Annotated in this window: 16 protein-coding genes; 2 read left to right on the top strand and 14 right to left on the bottom strand. The window is 29.5% G+C overall.

The window, feature by feature from the left end; translation table 11 throughout:
• Positions 1 to 581 precede the first annotated feature (581 nt).
• From N456_RS13985 to N456_RS13925, 11 genes are all read right to left on the bottom strand, one after another.
• Positions 582 to 1811, bottom strand: coding sequence for an ApeA N-terminal domain 1-containing protein (locus N456_RS13985; protein WP_062058365.1), 1230 nt, complete (start codon positions 1809 to 1811; stop codon positions 582 to 584).
• 194 nt (positions 1812 to 2005) lie between these two features.
• On the bottom strand, positions 2006 to 2509 hold the full coding sequence (locus tag N456_RS13975; RefSeq protein WP_062058359.1) for a hypothetical protein: 504 nt from the start codon (positions 2507 to 2509) through the stop codon (positions 2006 to 2008).
• Positions 2510 to 2514: 5 nt separating this feature from the next.
• Positions 2515 to 3711: a helix-turn-helix domain-containing protein gene (locus N456_RS13970; RefSeq protein WP_062058356.1), complete on the bottom strand. Its 1197-nt coding sequence runs from the start codon at positions 3709 to 3711 to the stop codon at positions 2515 to 2517.
• A 352-nt stretch (positions 3712 to 4063) separates the two neighbouring features.
• Positions 4064 to 4321 carry a type II toxin-antitoxin system RelE/ParE family toxin gene (locus N456_RS13965; RefSeq protein WP_158447893.1) on the bottom strand — a complete coding sequence of 86 codons (258 nt, stop codon included), beginning with the start codon at positions 4319 to 4321 and terminating at the stop codon, positions 4064 to 4066.
• 19 nt (positions 4322 to 4340) lie between these two features.
• Positions 4341 to 4598, bottom strand: a complete 258-nt coding sequence (locus tag N456_RS13960; RefSeq protein WP_062058331.1) for a type II toxin-antitoxin system ParD family antitoxin — start codon at positions 4596 to 4598, stop codon at positions 4341 to 4343.
• A 204-nt stretch (positions 4599 to 4802) separates the two neighbouring features.
• Positions 4803 to 7622 (bottom strand): IPT/TIG domain-containing protein, encoded by a 2820-nt coding sequence (locus tag N456_RS13955; RefSeq protein ID WP_062058328.1) that lies wholly within the window; start codon positions 7620 to 7622, stop codon positions 4803 to 4805.
• Between the two features lie 502 nt (positions 7623 to 8124).
• A complete protein-coding gene (locus N456_RS13950; RefSeq protein WP_062058324.1) occupies positions 8125 to 9099 on the bottom strand; it encodes a deoxyhypusine synthase family protein in 975 nt (324 codons plus the stop codon).
• The gene (speB, locus tag N456_RS13945) at positions 9089 to 10027 is read right to left on the bottom strand and encodes an agmatinase (protein ID WP_062058322.1); all 939 of its coding nucleotides are present in this window, start codon (positions 10025 to 10027) and stop codon (positions 9089 to 9091) included. Before speB ends, N456_RS13950 begins: the two co-directional genes overlap by 11 nt.
• A 45-nt stretch (positions 10028 to 10072) precedes the next feature.
• The gene (locus N456_RS13940; protein WP_062058319.1) at positions 10073 to 11491 is read right to left on the bottom strand and encodes a type III PLP-dependent enzyme domain-containing protein; all 1419 of its coding nucleotides are present in this window, start codon (positions 11489 to 11491) and stop codon (positions 10073 to 10075) included.
• A gap of 583 nt (positions 11492 to 12074) precedes the next feature.
• The gene (locus tag N456_RS13930) at positions 12075 to 12749 is read right to left on the bottom strand and encodes a LytR/AlgR family response regulator transcription factor (protein WP_062058314.1); all 675 of its coding nucleotides are present in this window, start codon (positions 12747 to 12749) and stop codon (positions 12075 to 12077) included.
• 11 nt (positions 12750 to 12760) lie between these two features.
• Positions 12761 to 13798, bottom strand: coding sequence for a sensor histidine kinase (locus tag N456_RS13925; RefSeq protein ID WP_062058311.1), 1038 nt, complete (start codon positions 13796 to 13798; stop codon positions 12761 to 12763).
• A gap of 266 nt (positions 13799 to 14064) precedes the next feature.
• Between N456_RS13925 and N456_RS13920 the strand changes: the two genes are divergently transcribed.
• Positions 14065 to 14979 (top strand): hypothetical protein, encoded by a 915-nt coding sequence (locus N456_RS13920; RefSeq protein ID WP_062058308.1) that lies wholly within the window; start codon positions 14065 to 14067, stop codon positions 14977 to 14979.
• A 253-nt stretch (positions 14980 to 15232) separates the two neighbouring features.
• Positions 15233 to 16621: a right-handed parallel beta-helix repeat-containing protein gene (locus N456_RS13915; protein ID WP_062058305.1), complete on the top strand. Its 1389-nt coding sequence runs from the start codon at positions 15233 to 15235 to the stop codon at positions 16619 to 16621.
• A 193-nt stretch (positions 16622 to 16814) separates the two neighbouring features.
• On the opposite strand, the gene N456_RS13910 is transcribed toward N456_RS13915, so the two are convergent.
• From N456_RS13910 to N456_RS13900, 3 genes are all read right to left on the bottom strand, one after another.
• Complete coding sequence (locus N456_RS13910) at positions 16815 to 17246, bottom strand: GNAT family N-acetyltransferase (protein ID WP_062058302.1); 432 nt, start codon at positions 17244 to 17246, stop codon at positions 16815 to 16817.
• Positions 17247 to 17277: 31 nt separating this feature from the next.
• Entirely contained in the window at positions 17278 to 19926 is a 2649-nt protein-coding gene (locus N456_RS13905) for a DUF5916 domain-containing protein (RefSeq protein ID WP_062058300.1), read from the bottom strand.
• A gap of 370 nt (positions 19927 to 20296) precedes the next feature.
• On the bottom strand, positions 20297 to 21346 hold the full coding sequence (locus tag N456_RS13900; RefSeq protein ID WP_148639331.1) for a helix-turn-helix domain-containing protein: 1050 nt from the start codon (positions 21344 to 21346) through the stop codon (positions 20297 to 20299).
• Between the last annotated feature and the right edge of the window lie 62 nt (positions 21347 to 21408).

Here is a 21408-nt window from a genome sequence, read left to right as displayed (position 1 = left end):
TCGTTAGAAAACTTTTAAAGAAAATGTAGAAGTAATAAACTTTGCTTTCACCAAAGCAAAGTGACATAACGCAAGTATATTATAGTACAAATGTATTTATATGAGCAAAACGATCGTTTTGAACTAGAATCAATATGTTTAGCTTTTATTAAACCTTAGTACTAAATCTCTAAAATATGGACGTTCCTTTACCTATTGTTTGCTCCAAAGTTTTCTGAGGCCGTTTTGTCAACGCTTCTATTTTACATAATGTTTAATGTCTACCACAAAGAGGTTTTAGTATCACATTTTATTTTATCTAACTCGGTAAATATATTTCTCGAATTTGCGTGTGCATTTACATCTACAGTAAAGTCTTTGTGGTTGGGTAAGTCACTTATTTTAAATATTTTACTTACCCTATCATCAGTTTCAGACACAACTTTATTACTTATGAACTCAAAAACCTTGTGTATGACTAAGATTTCATCTTTTATATTCATAATTGGTAATCTCCTATTAAAAAATCAACTCCTTCCCTCCCATTTGGTTTTGAAAATAATTCTAAATTGAATTCTTTTAGCTCGTATTTTAAATATTCACTATTCATTTTCTAATGGATTTGTACCTAATATTTGATTAGTATGTTTCATATCTACATAAACAGAATTACCGTGCATTATAAATTTATCGAGTAATAAATTAGAAACATTTATATTTTTTAAAAGCAGATAGCCAATAACATAATCAATTAAAAAACTAATATACAATAGCTCAAAATCTGTAAAAATATTTTTGTTTTTTAAATCGCTGTGAACGTGATAATTCCTAGACCTTATTAGTTTACTTGGAAACTTTTCCCAATCTTCATCGGTTAGTTTTCCTATCAACTTAAAAACAGATTCATAATGTTTTATGTATTTTTTTAAGTTGGGAGGGTTAATGCCAGAATATATTTTACAATATGCTTCAAATGCCGATATACTATTTGTAAACCTCTTGCTATGACTAGAATGGTTTGTAATAAAATTCTCCATCAATCTATCAAGGCAAAATTTAAAGTCATTATCATTATAAGCTACTTCCAAAACTTTATTCAAATCATCTGTTATCTCATCATAATTTGTATTAACAAAAGAGGATGTTCTTTTAGATAGATTTTTGTCATTATAATAAAGCTCTTTCCATTCATTGCAACTAAGACACTTAAAATTAAATTCGCTAAATTTTTCCGAGCCACCTCTTAATAACTGTAATACTTTTTGGAACTGATTATAAATTTCAATAGCCTTGAGAATTGCTATAGGTTTATCTAAAGTAAATTTTATTGCTCCTTTATTTGTTATATGAAGTTCTGAACGGTTTTTCGAATGATAATTAATATAATGCTGAATTTCAATTGTTAGTCCTTTTTTTTCAATTTTGAATTCATCTATAAACTTTTTTGTAGATAAGCTATTTGTTTGAGCATCGAACCAATTCATAAAATTCACCCATTTAACAATAGCATCATTTACAATAAGAAATTCTTTAATTTTTAAATCAATTGCATTAACAAAATGATGTGGACTTGTGAATGTATATTTAGGTCTATATACCCTTAACTCTGAGATACCAGAAGAGGAACTTTGAATTCTACAATCAATAAATGTAACATAACCAACACCTGTAAATGTGCCTATAATTTGTAATTCTTTATAAACTGGTCTTTCCGAACAAAGATTTGTTTCTAGAAATATATCATCACCCTTAAAAAAGAGAACACAAAATTGTTTTTGGCCTTCTTTACCTACAAACCATATATCACCATAATATTTTTTGTCTTTTTTCAATATAATTTTAGAGGTTTTTTAATTCAGAACTAATTATCCTTATCTCCGATTCAAGAACTTTCTTTTCTGATGAAATTTGATCTAATCTATGTTGTACTTGGTTTGTTTTTTGAATTTCATTTAATTCCCCCTCTTCTACACTTAATTTAAAATACTGATTCTCTAAAATATTTAGTTGATTTTGCAATTCTATTTTATTCGTGATTAGGTTTACCATATCCCATATGAATATTCAAATCTCTCAATGTAGTATATAAATCTACCATACTCCCTTTATTGATGATCCAAGTGGTAATTAGTTCTAATATTTTTTCGGCATCTTCAATATACCCCATCCTACTATCTGCTCCACGAATACCTTTTTCATCAATTCTATGACCTCGGGTTAAATAGGTTTTTTTTTCTTCGTAAATGTAATCTCTTGCATTCTTATATTCTTTTCCTTCAGGTAAGTGTTTCTTTAACAGTTTACCTATTCCTTTGTAGTAAATATCATATTTTCTTTCAGGGTCATCTATATCTCCTAGTGCAAATTTCTTGAGTTCATCTTCTGTCTGTATCGTACCATCTATATCAATTGATAATTGTTCTCCTACTACTTCATCAGCTTTTGAAATGAGCATCATTCTCTCCATCTCTTCCTGTTCAGAAAGTTTTTCAGACTCTTTTTTTTTCTGTTTTTTCTTTTTATCACTCATATATCTTAAATATTAAAAATTTCTGTCTTCAATTTATCAACCGTTTCATCTACTGATTCACTCTGCCAAATATTAACATTTAGATTGTCTATTGCTAAACTTATATTTGGCATCTTACTTTTAAACTTAGCCCAATTGTTATTATCGTACATATAAAAATTATAGATAATACTAGAGTGTACTTGAGACTTTTCGGCATACTCTCTAACGAGAACCGCTTCATTAATAAAAGGTTCAATATATTTTGACCTTTTGTAACTAAAAAGATATTCCCGTGCAAAATCATTAGCTTTTTCTTCTTTTAACCATAAATCAGGTTCTCCAGTCAAATGATATTTTACTTGTTCTATTTCATCAAAATCATATAGAACGTGGTGTAATTCGTGCATTAGAGAAAACCATAAGGTTGGATATCTTTTGTACAGGTCATTTATAACAATACAAGGTTTCCCATTCACAACAAAAGTTGCTCCTCTGACTGAAATGTTTGGTAGTGATTCTTGATATATTACAGTAATACCAACAGAAAATAGAGCTTTTACAACTGTAACTAATCCTTTTTTTACATTTCTAGTATATGGTCTAATTTTAGGGATTAAATCGATTAATTTTTCTCTAGAGTATTCATTAGGGTTTTCCAAAAGTTTAAATTGAGAAAGAGCCGATTGCACCCAAAACTCTCGCATTAAATCGCTTGAACTTCTTTTTGTCCTACTAAAAGCAGGAGTAACTATTTCTTTAGCAAAATCATAAATCGATTCTAAGCCAAAAAATCTTGTTATTCTATTCTCAATACTTTCATAATCAGTTTTAGAAGAAATAAACTTTGATTTGTGAAGTTGTGGTAAATCAAAATTCTGAACGATGAAATTATTACGTTTTGCTTTTTCTAAATCTCCAATTTGTTCAGAAGGCAATTCTTGAAGATAAACTTTAACGAAATCATCAACTGGTAAGTTAAGAAATTGCGCAAGCTTAATAATTGTAATAATGTCTACTCTTTTAGCTTCTTTATTTAAGATACTATTTAAGCTCTTCTTTTCTATACCAAGCATTGCTTCTGCTCGACTTTGCGTAATGCCTAATTCTTTAATTCTTTTATTGAAAAGCACACTAAAAGGTTCTTTGCCAATACCATCATTGATATGCAAGGGTTCAATTAAACGGTTAAATGCTTCAATAAAATCAGAATCTTCATTCATATTTTTTAGGTGGATTTACATATTAAAAATGTATAATTATGATACAAATATATAAAAGTTAGGTAAATTTACCTAACTTTTCTTTGTATGTTTAAGAAATAAGGAAAATATTCCCATTCCACACACATTCCCCTACTCTCCTATCGTCGCTTCGGGCAAAGCGTATTCCATTACATTTTTAAAGAAACTTTTAGAAAGAAAAAAAACAATAAAATTTGAGATATAAACTTCGCTTTTACCAAAGCAAAGTTACATAACGCAAGTACATTATGATAAAAAAGTAATCATAATAAAACATTATATAAAATTGCTTTGAACTTTAAAAACTATTGTTTTATTGTATTCGGATAGACTATACATTCTTTTCATAATCCATGCTTTGATTTAATACACGAACAATTAAAATATCAATATCTGTAGCCAGATAAAAAATAGTGTGAGATTTATAATAAAATCGCTTTAATGATAGCATAAATTCTGATGCATCACGCCCAAGATTAGTATTATCGGCTAATACCTGAAACAGTGTATGCATTCCTAATAAGTATTCCTTAGCTTGTTTTAATCCAAATATTTCAATACCATATTCATACATTTTGACAAGATCCATCTCTGCCTTTCTTGATACTTTATAAACGCCCATCTGCTCGCATACGCTCTTCGACTTCTTTCATAATATCTGGAACAGTTTTATCACTAATACCACTTTCCATCCCTTCAGTTATAGCTGCTTTTAGTGCAGAAAATTTAGCGTTTTTTGCCTGATCTCGTCTTACTAAATCACGAAGATATTCACTATCATTTGTGAACTCGCCTGCCTTAATTCGTGACTTTATCCATTTATCTTGTTTTTTAGTAAATGTTATTGTTTTTCTAATTGTAGACATATTTTTTGTTTAAATAATCATACTATTGATGTAATATAATCTTTTCGATTGAATATTACAAAATTAAAAAGCTCTAATTTTCATGTATTTAGTATTTATTCCCATTCCTCCATACAATAGTATTGTTGCAAATTGGTGGATGCTTCCATTTTACATATTCCCTTGCTTCCTGTAATTTTTTGAGATTAATATAAATTGCTTTAGTTAGTTTGGATCAACATCTATATTATATTTCATAAGCTCCTTATTCTCATGTCCATATAAACCATTCCCCAGAAGAAAATAAAGATCCTGTCCTAATCCAAAAACAAAATGATTTCTCATTACATTTAACATAGGTGTTTTTTCTTCCCACTGTTTGGTTTGTATATCATATGTGAATAGTCCTCGTTCTTCTCGTATATTTCCTTGACCACCGCTGAAATACAAAACATTATTGTATTCATAAAGGTTCATATCATAGAAAAAGTTACTTGATTTAGGATGACCTATGTCTGTCCAAACATTTGTAATTGTATTATAAACCATTACATTAAAATTTGGAGAACTTAAATAGACTTTATCTCCACTTGAATAAAATATGAAGAAATATGCATTTCCCGCATTTATTTCAAAATTGGGAGGTGAAGATATCTGTTCTTTTTGATCTGTATTTAGGTTATATTTATAGAAAGAGGTACTTCCAAAGTTTTCTTCACTTAATGCTAATATTAAATTATTATTATCAATGGCAACAGCTCGGTTAATAAATAGACCCGCTTCAATATCAAGTCCTTTAGACTCCCAAGTTTGGGTTATTAAATCATACGTTTTAAAAGTATTATTTACAGCATATATAAACAACTTATTATTTATAATAGGAGGATTTATTTTACCATTTGAAAAACTCAAATCCGAAGGTACGTTATTTTCAATTTTATCCCAGATATAAGAATTGTTATTTAGTCTATAAATTCCATGTCTATTAATGTAATGAAACATTCCATTATATTCAAATCCAAAACTACCCAAATGATAGTCTGCTAGACTAAATTGATATTCAGGTATTCTTTCATATGGTTCTATTATATTAATAGTTCCTACATTAATAACCTGTGGACCATATTCTATTGTTATTGTTGTTGTTGGATCCAATTCAATACTTTGCGGTAGTCTGAATTTTACTTGATTTTGTGTAGCATTTAATTTATCACAATAATGACCGTTCGCTTTAATTATATATGAATAGGTATCTTCTAAGTTACTACCTTCTATAATATATGTATCCTTTCGTGTTCCAACTTTAGGATTCAAATCATTAGCTGACAATGATTTAATTGTAAAACTAACCTCATTACTTTCTTGACCTCCAGTTATTATTTTTATTTTATGATTACCCGGATAAAGTGTATTAGGAATTGGAACTTGAGCTCTTTGATTGTGTAATGAATATGTAGAAATCCCAGGGTCGGGAATCAAAATATCATTAATATAAATTTTACCAACACCTATATATCCTCTATCATACCCAAAATCATTTCCTTCTAATACAATCGAGCTTTCATGAAAAAAAGAAGCCTTATTAATTTTTGTAATTTCTGGAGAATAGATAGAAAAATCTAAAGACGAGCTTCCATAATTTGTTTCAATAAATACTTCGATTAATCCAGGAGATTTTATATTATACTCTGGATATAAACTTTTTACATTAAGCCATTCCTTTAAATTCACATTAAAAGTACCATCATAATCAATTTGACTATAAGCATTTTCTGTATTTGCTATTACATCACCTATCTTAGCTGTGTTTCTATCTCCCAAATAATACTTTGTTTTTATTATAATATTATCTTCTATATGATATTTCTTTTTATCAAAACTTAAAATTTGAGGAGGTAACATAGTAATTGGTTCTGATAGACTAAAAGTTCCTGTATTCAAAATCAATTCTGGATTATCTACTGTAAATAATTGATCAATAATCACTTTAATTTCTTCATCATTTTTGCTGATAATATTTTGTACTTGATTACCAATGATAACTTCAAAAACATCACTACGTTGATCTAAAAATTTTCCCTTAATAGTCAATGTATCTAAAAAACCCGTACTACGTGGAGTTACTTCTTCTATTACAGGTGTAGTACTTTGATAGTAATCTTCTTTTTCAATTATTTTATCAAGTACTTGTAACTTAAAATCTAATTTACCTGAAGGTAAATTTTCAGGAACTTTAATTTTCAAAAGGGTAATTGAATCTGTAGTTATTAACTCTGTTTCTATTCCTTCAAGCCATACTTTACTTATATTATTATGTATATTTTTTCCATATACAACTAGTTCTTCTCCTACGTACAAGTTTTTATTAGAAATCGAATCCAATTTAGGAAGATCAATCGAAAACACTCCATCAATGTTTGTAATAATCCCACAACTCTTTAAGGAAGGTTTCAATTCAGAGGCTTTCAAATAAGGGCTAACTACAGTTTTGATCAATGAGTCAGATTCAAATATTACCTCATGATATGATTCATCTAGTAAAAAGCTATTAGAGTTATTAAAGGAAGAAGTACAAAAATTTTTACCTATAATAACAATAGTATCACGTATAAAACCATTTCTTGGTGATAAACCCGTAATTGAAACATCAATTTCTACGTTACTTTTAAAACTTAATGTATCTCCATAAATTGTTCCAAACTCAGTTCTTAAATATGGATATACAAAATATGTTTGCCCTTTAATTAATCCATTGTATAAAGTTGCCTCAAAAAAAAAATTCTCAAGTTTTCCTAGTTGAAGTTTATCTATCAAAGTATTTTTGTCTAACCAAATAACACCATGATCAGTAATGTCATATTCCGCTAAAATTTCTGATGAAATTTTTGTTCTGGTAATAACACCATTCTTTTCATTACTAACAATTTCGAAAGATGAAATCATTAATTCTTGAATACTAACTTGTTCATCATCTTCATTACAAGAAACAATAATAAAAGTAAAAAAACTGATAAGTAAAAAAATGGAAAGTACTTTTTTCAACATATTTCATTTATTTTGAGAGAACAAAACTACTATATTTTTATTTTAAGTTTGAAAATATTTCAATCATAAAAATAACTAGTACTTATAGATGTCTTTAAAGACTAATTTGTTACTATCATTTCAAAAGAATTTTTAGGTAGTATTCCATTTCACACACATTACACTTTTAAAGAAACATTTGAGAAGAAAAAATAAAAGAAAATTAGTATTAGTAAAAGCTTTTACCAAAGTAAAGTGACATAACGCAGAACATTATAGTACAAATGTAGTGTTTAGTTAATAAGAGTGGTTTATCCATTTGATAGCCATAATGTAATACTATGTAAAATATCCCAGAAGCATTGTATTTCACTAAACTCTCTCATTCCCTGCAAATATTTCCGTCATTACATTAAACCTCTTTTTATTAACTAACTCCCAAGATATATTTAACCAAATAATAATAAAAAGGTAAAGTTTTAAAGAAATCAATTGCCAACTATTTTATCCTTTTAGTTTAAAGTTACATACCTAATAAATAGGCAAATATTAATGGAGCAACAATTGTAGCATCACTCTCAATTATGAACTTTGGTGTATTAATATCTAATTTTCCCCAAGTTATTTTTTCGTTTGGAACTGCTCCAGAATACGAACCATAACTCGTTGTAGAATCACTTATTTGGCAGAAATAACTCCAAAACGGTGTGTCTGTTCGCTCCATGTCTTGATATAGCATTGGTACAACACATATTGGAAAATCTCCTGCTATCCCACCTCCTATTTGAAAGAATCCTATACCATTATCCGAATTATCAGAATACCAATCAGCAAGAAAAGTCATATACTCAATTCCAGATTTCATAGTACTGGCTTTAAGCTCTCCTTTTAGGACATAACTTGCAAAAATATTTCCCATAGTACTATCTTCCCATCCTGGGCAAATTATAGGTAGATTCTTTTCTGCTGCTGCATACATCCATGAATCTTTTAAATCTATTTCGTAGTATTCTTCTAATACACCAGATAATAACATTTTATACATATACTCATGTGGTAGATAACGCTCTCCTTTATCATCTGCCTCTTTCCATATTTTATAAATATGCTGTTGTAATCTTCTAAACGCTTCTTCTTCAGGAATACAGGTGTCAGTAACACGATTAAGCCCCTGTTCTAATAAATCCCATTCTTGCTCTGGAGTTAAATCACGATAATTAGGAATGCGTTTATAATGAGAATGTGCTACTAAGTTCATGATATCTTCTTCTAAATTTGCTCCAGTACAAGAAATGATTTGCACTTTATCTTGTCGGATCATTTCTGCAAAAATCTTTCCTATTTCTGCTGTACTCATAGCTCCTGCCAAAGACACTAACATCTTTGAGCCTTTATTTAATTGCTCTTCATAAGATTTAGCAGCATCAACAACAGTTGCTGAATTAAAATGCAAATAATATGTTTCTATAAAGTTTGAAATTGCTCCTTTAGTAATCATCTTCTTCTTTAAATTTTGATAAATTATTATTTAGTAGTTTCTTACTATAAGCATTGTCATAATCGTCTTCTGTTGCATCCTTTTGAAACTTATAACTTAACATTTTGTAATACAATTTAGCCGCAAGAAAATCTGAAGATTTATCAATTTCATTAGGACATAATTCAACAATGTCAAAACCAACTACGTTTTTCTCCTTAAATACCTGTTTCAAGAAATCTAATGTTTCATACCAAAGTAAGCCCCCAGGTTCAGGTGTACCTGTACTTGGTAGTATTGAAGGGTCAAAAGCATCCAAATCAAAAGTTATAAACACATTATCTGTCATTTGGTCAATAGCAGAATCCATCCAAGAATCATCTATTGCCATTTCGTGAGCAAAATAAGTTTTGTCTACATTCATAACAGATTTCTCTTTTATGTCCATAGAACGAATTCCTACTTGAATTAAATTAGTATTCTGACTAGCTTCATAAACAGCACAGGCATGATTAAAAGAACTGCCATCATAACTTTTACGTAAATCGGCATGGGCATCAATATGTAAAACTGTTAAACTTGGAAACATTTCATTAAATGCTCTAATAGTTCCAATTGAAATAGAATGCTCACCTCCAAAAATGGTAACAAACTTATTTTTCTTAATGTATTTTTTTGTGACTTCATGTACAGCATCCACCATACTTTCTGGAGAGGTGTTTTCATTTACTGCATCTGTCAAGTAAATACCTTGTTTATAAACTTCTGAATCAGTTTCTATATCGAAGAGCTCCATGTTTTCTGAAGCTTCTAGAAATGCTTTAGGTCCTTTGTCTGCTCCTTTTTGCCATGTGCTTGTACCATCATAAGGAACAGGAATTAATACAATCTTTGCTTGTTCTAATTTTGAGAATTCTTCAGGTATTTCGGCGTAAGTTTTTATTTTCATTTTTATTTATTTGCTAATTGTAATTCAGCATTTGTATTTAATTTTTTAAATTGTATACTTTTCAGGGTTTTTATCATAGCCTAAAATATCAAGCAATTCTTCACTTTTTTGTTGTTCTCTAAATAATTGAGTTGAAATATTTCCGTGAACATCTTTATCAATTAATATATGTTTAGGAGCAGGGATTAAGCAATGTTGTAACCCTCCATAACCGCCTATAGATTCTTGATATGCTCCAATGTTAAAAAACCCTATGTATAATGGTTTATCTTTATGATATTTTGGTAAATAGATAGCATTCATGTGTTGTTCGCTATTATAATAATCGTCACTATCACAAGTTAATCCTCCAAGAAGAACACGCTCATAAGTATCATTCCAACGATTTATTGGCAACATGATAAAGCGTTTATTAATCGCCCAAGTGTCTGGGAGTGTTGTGATAAAAGAAGAGTTTATCATATTCCATTTTTCTCTGTCATTTTGTTGCTTTTGATACAAGACCTCATAAATGGCTCCACCGCTTTCACCTACTGTAAAATTCCCAAATTCTGTAAAAATATTAGGGACATCTACACCTTCTTCTTCACAGGTTAATTTAATTTGATTAATGATTTCATCTATGATGTATTCATAATCAAAATTAAAGGCTAATGAGTTTTTAATAGGAAATCCTCCTCCAATATTTAAACTGTCAAGAGTTGGACATATCTTTTTTAAACTTGTATAAACTTTAAGGCATTTTAAAAGCTCATTCCAATAGTATGCATTATCTCTAATACCTGTATTGATAAAGAAGTGAAGCATTTTAAGCCGAACTTTCGGGTTATCTTTAACTTGCTTATTGTAAAAAGGTATGATATTTTTATATCCTATGCCTAATCGAGACGTATAAAATTCAAATTTTGGTTCTTCTTCCGAAGCTATGCGAATGCCTACATTATAGTTTCCACGAATTTCATTTGAGAGTAAATCAATCTCCTCATAATTATCAATAATTGGTATGCAATTTTGATGTCCCCTATTTATTAATCTTGCAATATTAGTTACATATTGCGCTCGTTTAAAGCCATTGCTTATGATAAAGGTATTGTTGTTAATTTTTCCTTCACTTTTTAGGGTTTCAACAATATCGATATCAAAAGCCGAAGAGGTTTCAATATGTATGTCATTTTTTAAAGCCTCATCTAAAACATGCTTAAAATGTGAACTTTTTGTACAATAGCAATAGTTATAGTTCCCATCATAATTATGCTTTTTAATGGCATTCTCAAACCATACCTTTGATTTATTTATATTATCAGAGATTTTAGGTAAGTATGTGAATTTTAAAGGTGTTCCATAAGTTTCCACCAATTTATTTAGGTCAACATCATAAAAACGCAAGTGGTCTTTATCAAGAAGAAATTCTTCTTGAGGGAAATCAAAAGTTTGATTGACTAAATCAATATATTTTGTGTTCATTATAAATGTGATAAAAGTTATTAGAATACGAAAGCATGTAGCTCTATTAAAAAGAATTAATAACTAAAATCAAATCATAATTTGATATTGCATTTTGGGGACAAAACACAATTTATACTGCGTAGATATATTTTTTATAACGGAAGTTAGCTTTAAATTTCGGTTACTTACTCCGTAAGCTTCTTTTGAATACGACTTCCTAATTTTCAAAAGACCGAACTTATAAACATGTTTCAATTTGTTCAGCTAAAAGCTCCTATGATAAAAGCTTTATTAAAACAAATTAAATACAAAAATTTAATATTTCAATGTTTTTTGTTTTTTTTTATAACATTTCCATTCCATACACATTGCCACTTCTCTCCTATCGTCGCTTCGGGCAAAGCGTATTCCATTACATTTTTAAAGAAACTTTTAGAAGAAAAAAATCAAGGAAAATTAGTCCTAGTAAAAGCTTTTACCAAAGCAAAGTTATATTAACGCAGAACATTATAGTACAAATTCTAGTTGTTATACCATTAGAACTTGGGTCATTAAACTATTTAAGCGATTTGCTTCGAAGAGTTCTTAAAAACATATGTACTTAAAAATTACTTAAAACCTTTCTTTTTAAACGAACACTTATAGGAATTTCATAATCATCAATAATAATTTGATTTTCTACAATTCTATCTACTTTATATTTTGATACTATATATGATTTGTGTGTTTGAATAAAATTATCTTCGGGTAATTGATCTTTAAAACTCTTTAAAGATATATGTGTAATTATAGTCTCTTTTGATGTTACTACTTTGATATAATTTTGCATTGCTTCTGCAAATAGAATATCCTTTATATTTACCTTTTTAAGTTGTCTTTCACTCTTTAAAAAAAGTATGTTTTTTTCATCATTATGACCATAATAACTGTTAACTTTATTTACTGCTTGCAAAAACCGTTTAAAAGAAATGGGCTTTACTAAATAATCTAAAACATTATACGTAAAGCTTTGCAAAGCATATTCTTTATATGCAGTGGTCATAATAATTGAAGGAGATTTTTTTAAGTCTTTTAACCAATCAATACCAGATAGTATTGGCATATTAATATCTAAAAAGATGATATCAATTTCATTGTTTTCAAGATAATGATTTGCTTGTAATACATTTTTACATAATGCAACAACATTTAAAAACGAAATCTCATTACAATACTCTTTAATGCCTTCTCTTGCTATAGGTTCATCATCGATGATTAAACAATTTAGTTGTTTCATTCTGTTATTTTCTATAAATCTATTATCAAGTTAACCATAAAACTTGAATTTTCCTTACGTATGATTAATTCATACTTATCTGGATATACTAATGACAAGCGTCTTTTTACATTTATTAAACCGATTCCTCCAACAGCATTCTTACCGATTATCTCATCAAAAGTATTTGTACAATTTAGTGAGAGCTTACCTCCTACTTCTTTAATCTTTATGTCTATAATATTATCATTGTTGTTGATGTGATTACTACAATGCTTAAATGCATTTTCTATAATTGGAATTAATAATAATGGCACTATTTTTTTTGTAGGGTTCTCAAATTCTATATTATAGCTTAGCTGAATATCCGAACCCTTACGGGTTTTTTCCATCTTAATATACTGTAATACAAAGTCTAATTCCTTTTCTAATATAATTTGAGTACCACTTTCATACAATTGATAGCGTAGTAGCTCTGAAAACTGAAGCAATGTATCTTTAGCTAGGGCATCATTTTTACCTATTAAGTGGTAAACATTATTAATTCCATTAAATAAAAAGTGAGGATTTAACTGTGCTTTTAGATATTTTAATTCTGCCTTAAAAGATTCTTCTATCAGTAGTTGTTTTTCCTTTTCAGATTTTTTGTGCGCTTGTCTAAAGATATAATAAAAACCAGCAACACTATAGAATAGGTTAACAAAAACAGTAGCGCTAAAGTTATCCATAAATTCATCTGTATCATATATTTTAAATACATCATACAGCATATAATCAAAATAGGTTTCAATTAGAGAAACTACTAGACATATAGAAAAAGAAAGCACATAGTATGTTGTTTTTTTATTATGCATATACATTTTTGGCACCAACCAAAACACTTGTATATAAAACAAAAAGACATTGGTAAAAATCCCATAGGTATAGGCATAGGCTAAACTATTATGAGCATCAGAAACATTATTAAACCCGTTCCAATCTGAATGGACAACAAAAGCAAACAACAAATAATTTAATAACCAGATCAGCAGATGTATTGCTATTTTTTTTATTGATTTGGTTTTACTCATTGATATATTTTGTGCAAAGAAACATATTATTTTTTTGTAATAAAGCGATTATTACGTTCGTCAATAATTATTCAACGATAATCAAATTACTATATTTTAAAGCCTTTTTACCCATTTCTTTGCTCAAAAATTATAAATAAAAAAATACATCTTTGCCATTCTATAGTTCTTTATACCTAAGACAATAAATCTTTTTTTAGTGAAAACTGAATTTAAGGTTGGCAATCACTTTGTGTTTTTTTGATGAATCAAAAAAAATATAAATCATGAAAAAAGTGCCCTTAAAAATAACAAAATCCAATCGCTTACATTCTATAACCAATACAGTTCTAGTTGTAATATTCTCAATCGTTATATGCTCATGTTCTAAGGATGATGATGGAACACCTCCTAAGGTTATTACCGAACTATCGCAAGACATTAAAGATTTAATTTACTTTAAAGGAGACGAAAAAGCCTCTACGGTGCTGATAACTATCCCTGGTGGTCCTAGTACAGAATTTGCTACAGGTGTAGTAGACCAGTTTTCAGGATTTCTTAATCCAAAGGATATTTTAACTGTAACTGTACATCAAGCACAAACATTAAACCCTGGTATAGTGGCTGGAAATGATATCACATTAACTCAAGCTAGTTCTTTTAATACAGAAAGTATAGAGATGCTTTCTAAAGTGACTAAGTATTTTAAAGACCAAGGTAGAACAGTGTATGTTTTAGGATTATCATTTGGTTCGTTTGTAACACAAGATCTCATTGCAAAAAAAGGAATAGATAGTGCTGATAAGTATCTTATTGTTACAGGTAGATTAGATATGAACGATGTTATTTGGCAAGGAGCCGCTGAAGGAAGAAATGGTTTTTTTGAAAACGGCGTTACTCCCAAAGTAGAAGCAGATCCAGCTCTGGATGTAAAAGATAGAAATCTTAATAGAATAGGTGCCGGATTCTCAATGAACAGGTATACACAACTTTTTAATACCATTTCGGACTTATCGAACGTAACATACATTTATGGGGCTATAGATCAAGCTGTCGGAAGTCTTACCCCTAGTGAGGTACAGTTTTTAGAGTCGAAAAACACCAACGTAATCGCTGGTCCTGGAGATCATGATACTACTCTTGAAAATTTCATAAAGCAAGGTTTTAAAGATGCCTTCGGAATTGAATTAGAATTAGAATAGTAAATAGTAACACGATAATTCAAAAACATGAAAAAATATAGTATCATTTTTCTACTCATGGTCATAAGATATCTAAATAGCTTCAGAAATTAAAAAATTCAATGGTTTAATCCATACATTGACTTTCATTAAGTGACCTCATTATCAAAGATTTTGAATATGAAAAATAGCTTTACTCATGCAATATCGATAAATAAGAAAATATTTTTTTTAAATTGCATATATTACTGTAAACTTAATTTTATAACACCAAATGAAAAGCTTAAAATATTACCTTCTAATTTTTGTAATTGCTTTTAGTATATCCTGTAGTAATGAAGAATCTGATTTTAATAGAAATGATTCAGACAATGTAGCAGATACAGAGGATTTGGATGCTAATGGGTTACCTAAAATTCTTTTTGATGTTCAATTACCTACAATGCCTAACAATCAAGAATATATTATTGATTTAGATCGATGGAAAATTCCTGATACTAGCACTGATGCAGTTAAGACCACTACTAATTTACAAGCAGCAATTGACTGGGCTCATAAAGAAGGTTATAGCCGAGTTATATTACCTACAGGTAAATATTTGGTTGGTAAAGATGTAAACGATATTTTTCAAGGAGGGATTAAAATTCATGGTAATACTGAATTTATACTTAGTGAAGGTGCTATTTTAGAAATTGAAGCAAATAATAAATGGAATTATTGTGTCATTAGTTTAGATGGAGATAATATAATTATTCGAGGAGGGACAATTAAGGGAGATCGAGATGCGCATATTTTTACACCTCGTGGTAGTGATGGAAAGACGGCTCATGATGAAGGTCACGGTATTTGTGTTTGGAATAATAATAATGTACTAATAGAAAATGTAAAGATTCATGACTTGACTGGAGATGGTTCTTTAATATTAGATTCAAATGATGTTACTTTTATGAATAATAATATCTATAATAATAGACGTCAAGGGATTTCAATAGTTGGTGGTATGCGCATTGAAATAAAAGATAACGAGATACATCATATTAATGGAACAACTCCTCAATTTGGTGTTGATATCGAGGGACCTGGACGTATCGATAAAGACATATTGATCCAAAAGAATTATTTCCACCATAATACAGGCGGAGATATTGTTAATGCTACGGGTAAAAATGTTTATATTCTTGACAATGTTATGGAACAAGGTGAAGGGAGTAAGTATGTAGATGGTCCTATTGTTAGTTGGCATAAAACGCATAATATTATTGCTAGAAATACCATTACAATGGTTACTGGATCAGTAAATGGAAGATTGGGATATATCCAATACTCAAGCGGAGGAGATAAAGGTCATAATCGTGCTACTTATGTACACGAAAATATTTGTAATAGTTGTGGTATGTATATGTATAAGAGTTCTGATGCCGATGTTCGTCGTAACAAATTTTTAGGTTACTTCATGGCATTTACAGAATTTAAAAATGTAATACTAATTGATAATCTAGTTACTTATTCTGATGAGCACCCTAAGCTAAGGTTTTGCTGGTCATACCGTTTTAATAATGTCACAGGCTCAGCTAGTGGTAATTACTTAGGTGATACCTTAGAAGAGATACCATTGTCAAAAACTACACCACATACATTACAGTGTGTATTAGATGGTTGGTAGTAGTTATTTATTTTAAATAATAGTCTCCATTTTTTTAGATGACTGGATTCGTTGGATATAAAAAAATCCTTCGAGTGTCTCTTTAGTTGTCCTTTTAAATACTAAATTAAAAGTAGATTTAGAGTTAAACCTACTTTCAAGAACAATGAGTATACATTTTATTACTCTTTCATTTATTTTTTCATTAACATTTTTAGAGTATTTTTTGAAAATGAAATCCTAATATTCTAAATCCTTGATTAAAATAAAATTTGTGAGATCTGCTATTTTCGATATAAGTGTTCAATCCTATGGCTTCATAATCATTTTTTAAAGCCCAATCTTCTATAAAACTGAAGAATGCTTTTCCATAGTCTTTAGATTGTATTTTGGCATCAATTATAACATTATCCAATTCTAATTGTTTACCGGAATATAATTTAGTGAATGTCCAACAACCAATTACTCCTTTCAAAGATCCTTTCAAAAACAATCCAAAACATTGATATGCGTTACTTTCTAACATTTGTTCCAGTCTTTGTTTTAAAACTTTACTTTCCTTACTTGGATTTAATTGTTTAACTAAGTCTAACATTTCGTCAAAATTACTTGTATCAACTTTCTTAAAGGATACTTCTGGTTTCATATATTATAATTTTAGTTTTTACAGATTTTTTTTAGAAAAAACGATAAGTTACTTTTAGTAAAAAGGTATTATTAGGTTGTTTACTAAAAACTTGATTATCAAAACTCCTATATAAACTCCCTGTTGGTCTTCTGTAATCGGTAATACCTTGAGCCCAAACCAAAAATATTTCTGAGCCTGGTTTGTATTCATATCTCACCACAAGATTTGACCTAAATTGCGCAAATGAAAAATCAGGAGTATTAAAACTATAATCTACAGTAGTATCCGAAGTTTCATCAACAGCATAGTTACTATTCGTTTCATCGTAATAAATTTGATCTTCTGAAAATAGCGACAGTTGCTCACTTTGTGATCTAGCTAAAGGAGTATTCATATACCCAAAACCAGTATATACTCCCTTAGAAATATATGGTTCTGCATAATATTGAATAGATAAATTAGGATTAATGGTATAATTAAGTCTAAACGCTAAACTAAAGGTATCTTGGTCTAGTTTAGACATAATATAGCGTGGAGAACCATTAAAATTGATAGTGTTATTAAACTGTAATCGATGCCTAATCATAGTATATCTCGGAGAAACCGAAACACTCAATTGGTTTAAAGGCTGATAGGTAATTTTGAGTCCGTTTTCTAATAAGAAATAACTATCTTCATTTCCATTTTTTGTCCATCCGTCAAGGCTAAATGATAGTTTTTTTCTAGAATCTGTTCCTAGCGCCCACCAAGCACCATATTGATCTGGCAAGTATATTCTTGGTCCACCTTGTAGCAATGATTTTGAATAAATATGGGGTTGATGAAAAAAACCTAAAGTAGCATTCCAATTGTTTTGAAATGTTCCTCTAGCTTCTACATCCCAATCAATATAATTTAAGTTCCCACCAAAATCCCATTTCAACCAATGTTGATAAGTTAATGTCCCTTTTCTAAACTTTCCAAAAGGTTGTAAAGAAGTATATGTAACACCGGTATAGTTTTGAATATCATCAGCTTCACGCATAAAACCAAGGTCATTCAATTCTAATTCTGGCGATCGCCAAGTAATTCCTGTTTCAAACTTAAAATGTCCTTGCCCTGCTTTTCCGAACTTGATATCGCCTCCTGTTCCTGTAAGTGAAGTTTTTGTTGAATCTACAGCAACATGACTAGCATATGTACGCTGAAATAAATGCGGAATAGAAAGTTGTGTTCTTAATATAGCTACTTCGTTTCCTTCTACATGGCTCATAACAATATTTGTCCCCAAATACCAAGTTCTGTTTTTCCATTGATGCATAAAATCAATCCCAGCAGTTGTCGAAGATTTGTGTAAAAAATCAGTATCTTCATCTAAATTTCTTATGGTCGAGGTTACAATACCTCCCAAAAAAGTATTACGATTATTAAAATCTTTTTGTACACGTCCTACAAAATAATTAGTAAACGGTTCTATGAGTTCTTCTCTTTCATCACCATTAGTATTAATTTTTGCATACTCGTTGGCAGTCATACTTTCCATAACACCTATTGACCAACCATTCTTGGTTTTACCACTAAACTTTACAGCTCCTAATATGGTGGTTCGCTCTGGAGCATCAACAAATTCTCCGGCTACGGTTTCAACAGAACCTTGTGGACTTCTACCAATACGTCTGGAATAAAACAGGTTATCACTACTAAATGACCCCCCAACTATTGGGTTAGAAAATTGATAGTTAAAGATATTCTTGTTTTCTACAAAAAATGGACGCTGTTCTTTAAAAAACAATTGAAATCCATCTAATGCAATTGCTGCAGGGTCTGCTTCTACTTGCCCAAAATCCGGATTTATAGTAAAATCCAAAGTTAGATCATTAGTAACACCTATTTTTCCATCTATTCCCGCATTTATAGAGCGTATATTTTTATCACGGTACGGGTTATTGAGTTCTTTTTCGAAAGTCTCTAGAGAAGTGACTACAAAAGGTTGAATTTCAAATTGCCTTTGTGACCCTATCCCTTTTAATCCATGTAATTCTCCAAATTCACTTATCCAACCAGAAGCATCGATAGGAATACGCTGCCAAACAGATATCTCATCGTTTTTAAAATACTTTCTTACCACCTGTAGCCCCCAAATTTGATTTTTAGTAGTGCCAAAACGCAACTGACTCAAAGGGATTTTCATTTCTGCTGTCCATCCCTCCTCTGTAACTTTACTTTTTGCATACCAAATAGGATTCCATGTCACATCTTCATTTTTTCCATTTAAAGTTATTACCTTATCACCTTTAACCCCTGCTGCTGTTACTGTAAAAGAAAATGCCGAACGTAAATCATGGTAACTATCAAAAATGATTTCAATCCAATCTCCTTCAAAACCGTCACGCCTCGACATCCAATTTGTAATCTTATCAGGTTGTTTATCATAATTTTTAACTCCTATATACATATATCTAGAATCATAGTATATTTTAAAAGAAGTAGTTTCAGAAGGTGAAACATTTTCTATAGGTTCTCTTTGTATAAAATTTGACTCCCAACTGCTATTATTATTCCAAATGGCGTCTTCTAATTTTCCGTCTATAGTTGGAACTTCAGTTTCAGAAATTCTTTGAGTATTGTATACTTTTTTAGAAACAATTTGTTTCTGTTGAGAAAATGCGGTAAAGGAAATACTGAGAAATATTGATACTATAATAGCAAACTTTAGCATGGTTTATATATTTATTTAAGCCAAAATTATTATAGTAAATAGTGTCATGCCAGAAAGTTGATTGAATGCTTTAATTGCTATAGTTGAAAATTTATCAACTACGGAGATAACTAATGTATTGTATCTTTGAACGATGGAATTAAAATATTTTAGGCTTATAAAAACAATCGCTGAAGGAGGCAGTCTTACTAGTTCTTTAGAGCGTTTGTTTCTTACGCACTTAGTGTTAAGTCAAAACGAAATTTGATTCAATACCATCATCAAAATTATAACGTATCATAGTATTTAACACTAAAAAGCAATCATTCCTAACCCTTAGCACTTCGATTTTAGGGGGTATTAGTTTATTTAGGTATTACAATTTTAAAAATCAAACTCGACTTTTTCTATATGATGATGGTGTGATACCTTCAAATTTCTTAAATGCGCCATTAAAAGAAGAAAGGCTACTAAAACCTGTATCAAAAGCAATTGATGAAATCGTATATTTATCGCTCTCTGTATCTAAAAGCAGTTTCTTTGCGTCTTGAATTCGATAATAATTTATAAAATCATTAAAGTTTCGTTTGGCATATTGATTAATAATTGATGATGTTAATTGTGTACTCTTTCCTATCATCGTACTCAGTTTAGCAAGAGATAAATCTGGTTCGAGATACAATTTAGCATTAATAATTAACTTTGAAATCTCATCAAATAAGAGGTTATTATTGGTTGTCTTAAACACATTACCATCTAGATCTGTAGCTTTAAGTTGGAATGCTTTATAGCTTAAAAAATAGATGATTATAGAATATACAATAGGTCCTACGACATAGGGTACTGTTTCATCTAATAGGTTTAGAACATAAGATCCCCAGATGATCATAAAACCAATAATTAAGTGATCTAACCAGTTGAATATCGCTCTACGGGATTTTGTTTGTTGCTCTTGTTGATAATGTTTTTTTGCTCGTTTTAAGATTCTCCAGCCTAAAACTATATAAAAAGCAAAATGTAGATATATAAAAATAAGACCACTTGAAAAAATGATAACAACCAACTTACTATTTTCATACCATTCTTTGGTCACAAATAGACTAGCAATAAAAATCAAAATAAATGGAATGAGTTCTATAAGATAATACTTTGGTAATTTAAAATTATGACGTGTCATCCCTAAAATATACCATCTTAAAAATGGTCCGATTAATAAAAGAAATGCTAATCCTATAAAAATAAATATTGGTTCTAAACCATCACCAAAATTTAACATAACTGATTTACCAATTCTAAATGCCATAAATACAAGAATCAACCCAAGTAAAAGATTAGTTAATGTCTTTTTCTTCTTAAAAATACTTAAGTAGGAGGCTAATAATATCCCATGCAAAAGTCCTGCACTGCTAACAATGATGAGTAATATATCTAAAAAATTCAATCCTCTATTTTTTTCAAATGTAAGGATATTTAAAATTCAAAGAAAGTACAAACCTAGTATTA

The sequence above is a fragment of the Aquimarina longa SW024 genome, assembly GCF_001401755.1.
Taxonomy (GTDB): domain Bacteria; phylum Bacteroidota; class Bacteroidia; order Flavobacteriales; family Flavobacteriaceae; genus Aquimarina; species Aquimarina longa.
Note: the sequence above shows the minus strand (reverse complement) of the source record. Positions and strands in the feature narration are given on the sequence as shown.

What these genes read in the sequence shown, in the direction of transcription:
- N456_RS13975 (WP_062058359.1), bottom strand. Translation starts at nt 2,509, where the DNA reads ATGAGTGATAAAAAGAAAAAACAGAAAAAAAAAGAGTCTGAAAAACTT.
- N456_RS13970 (WP_062058356.1), bottom strand. Translation starts at nt 3,711, where the DNA reads ATGAATGAAGATTCTGATTTTATTGAAGCATTTAACCGTTTAATTGAA.
- N456_RS13965 (WP_158447893.1), bottom strand. Translation starts at nt 4,321, where the DNA reads ATGGATCTTGTCAAAATGTATGAATATGGTATTGAAATATTTGGATTA.
- N456_RS13960 (WP_062058331.1), bottom strand. Translation starts at nt 4,598, where the DNA reads ATGTCTACAATTAGAAAAACAATAACATTTACTAAAAAACAAGATAAA.
- N456_RS13955 (WP_062058328.1), bottom strand. Translation starts at nt 7,622, where the DNA reads ATGTTGAAAAAAGTACTTTCCATTTTTTTACTTATCAGTTTTTTTACT.
- N456_RS13950 (WP_062058324.1), bottom strand. Translation starts at nt 9,099, where the DNA reads ATGATTACTAAAGGAGCAATTTCAAACTTTATAGAAACATATTATTTG.
- speB (WP_062058322.1), bottom strand. Translation starts at nt 10,027, where the DNA reads ATGAAAATAAAAACTTACGCCGAAATACCTGAAGAATTCTCAAAATTA.
- N456_RS13940 (WP_062058319.1), bottom strand. Translation starts at nt 11,491, where the DNA reads ATGAACACAAAATATATTGATTTAGTCAATCAAACTTTTGATTTCCCT.
- N456_RS13930 (WP_062058314.1), bottom strand. Translation starts at nt 12,749, where the DNA reads ATGAAACAACTAAATTGTTTAATCATCGATGATGAACCTATAGCAAGA.
- N456_RS13925 (WP_062058311.1), bottom strand. Translation starts at nt 13,798, where the DNA reads ATGAGTAAAACCAAATCAATAAAAAAAATAGCAATACATCTGCTGATC.
- N456_RS13920 (WP_062058308.1), top strand. Translation starts at nt 14,065, where the DNA reads ATGAAAAAAGTGCCCTTAAAAATAACAAAATCCAATCGCTTACATTCT.
- N456_RS13915 (WP_062058305.1), top strand. Translation starts at nt 15,233, where the DNA reads ATGAAAAGCTTAAAATATTACCTTCTAATTTTTGTAATTGCTTTTAGT.
- N456_RS13910 (WP_062058302.1), bottom strand. Translation starts at nt 17,246, where the DNA reads ATGAAACCAGAAGTATCCTTTAAGAAAGTTGATACAAGTAATTTTGAC.
- N456_RS13905 (WP_062058300.1), bottom strand. Translation starts at nt 19,926, where the DNA reads ATGCTAAAGTTTGCTATTATAGTATCAATATTTCTCAGTATTTCCTTT.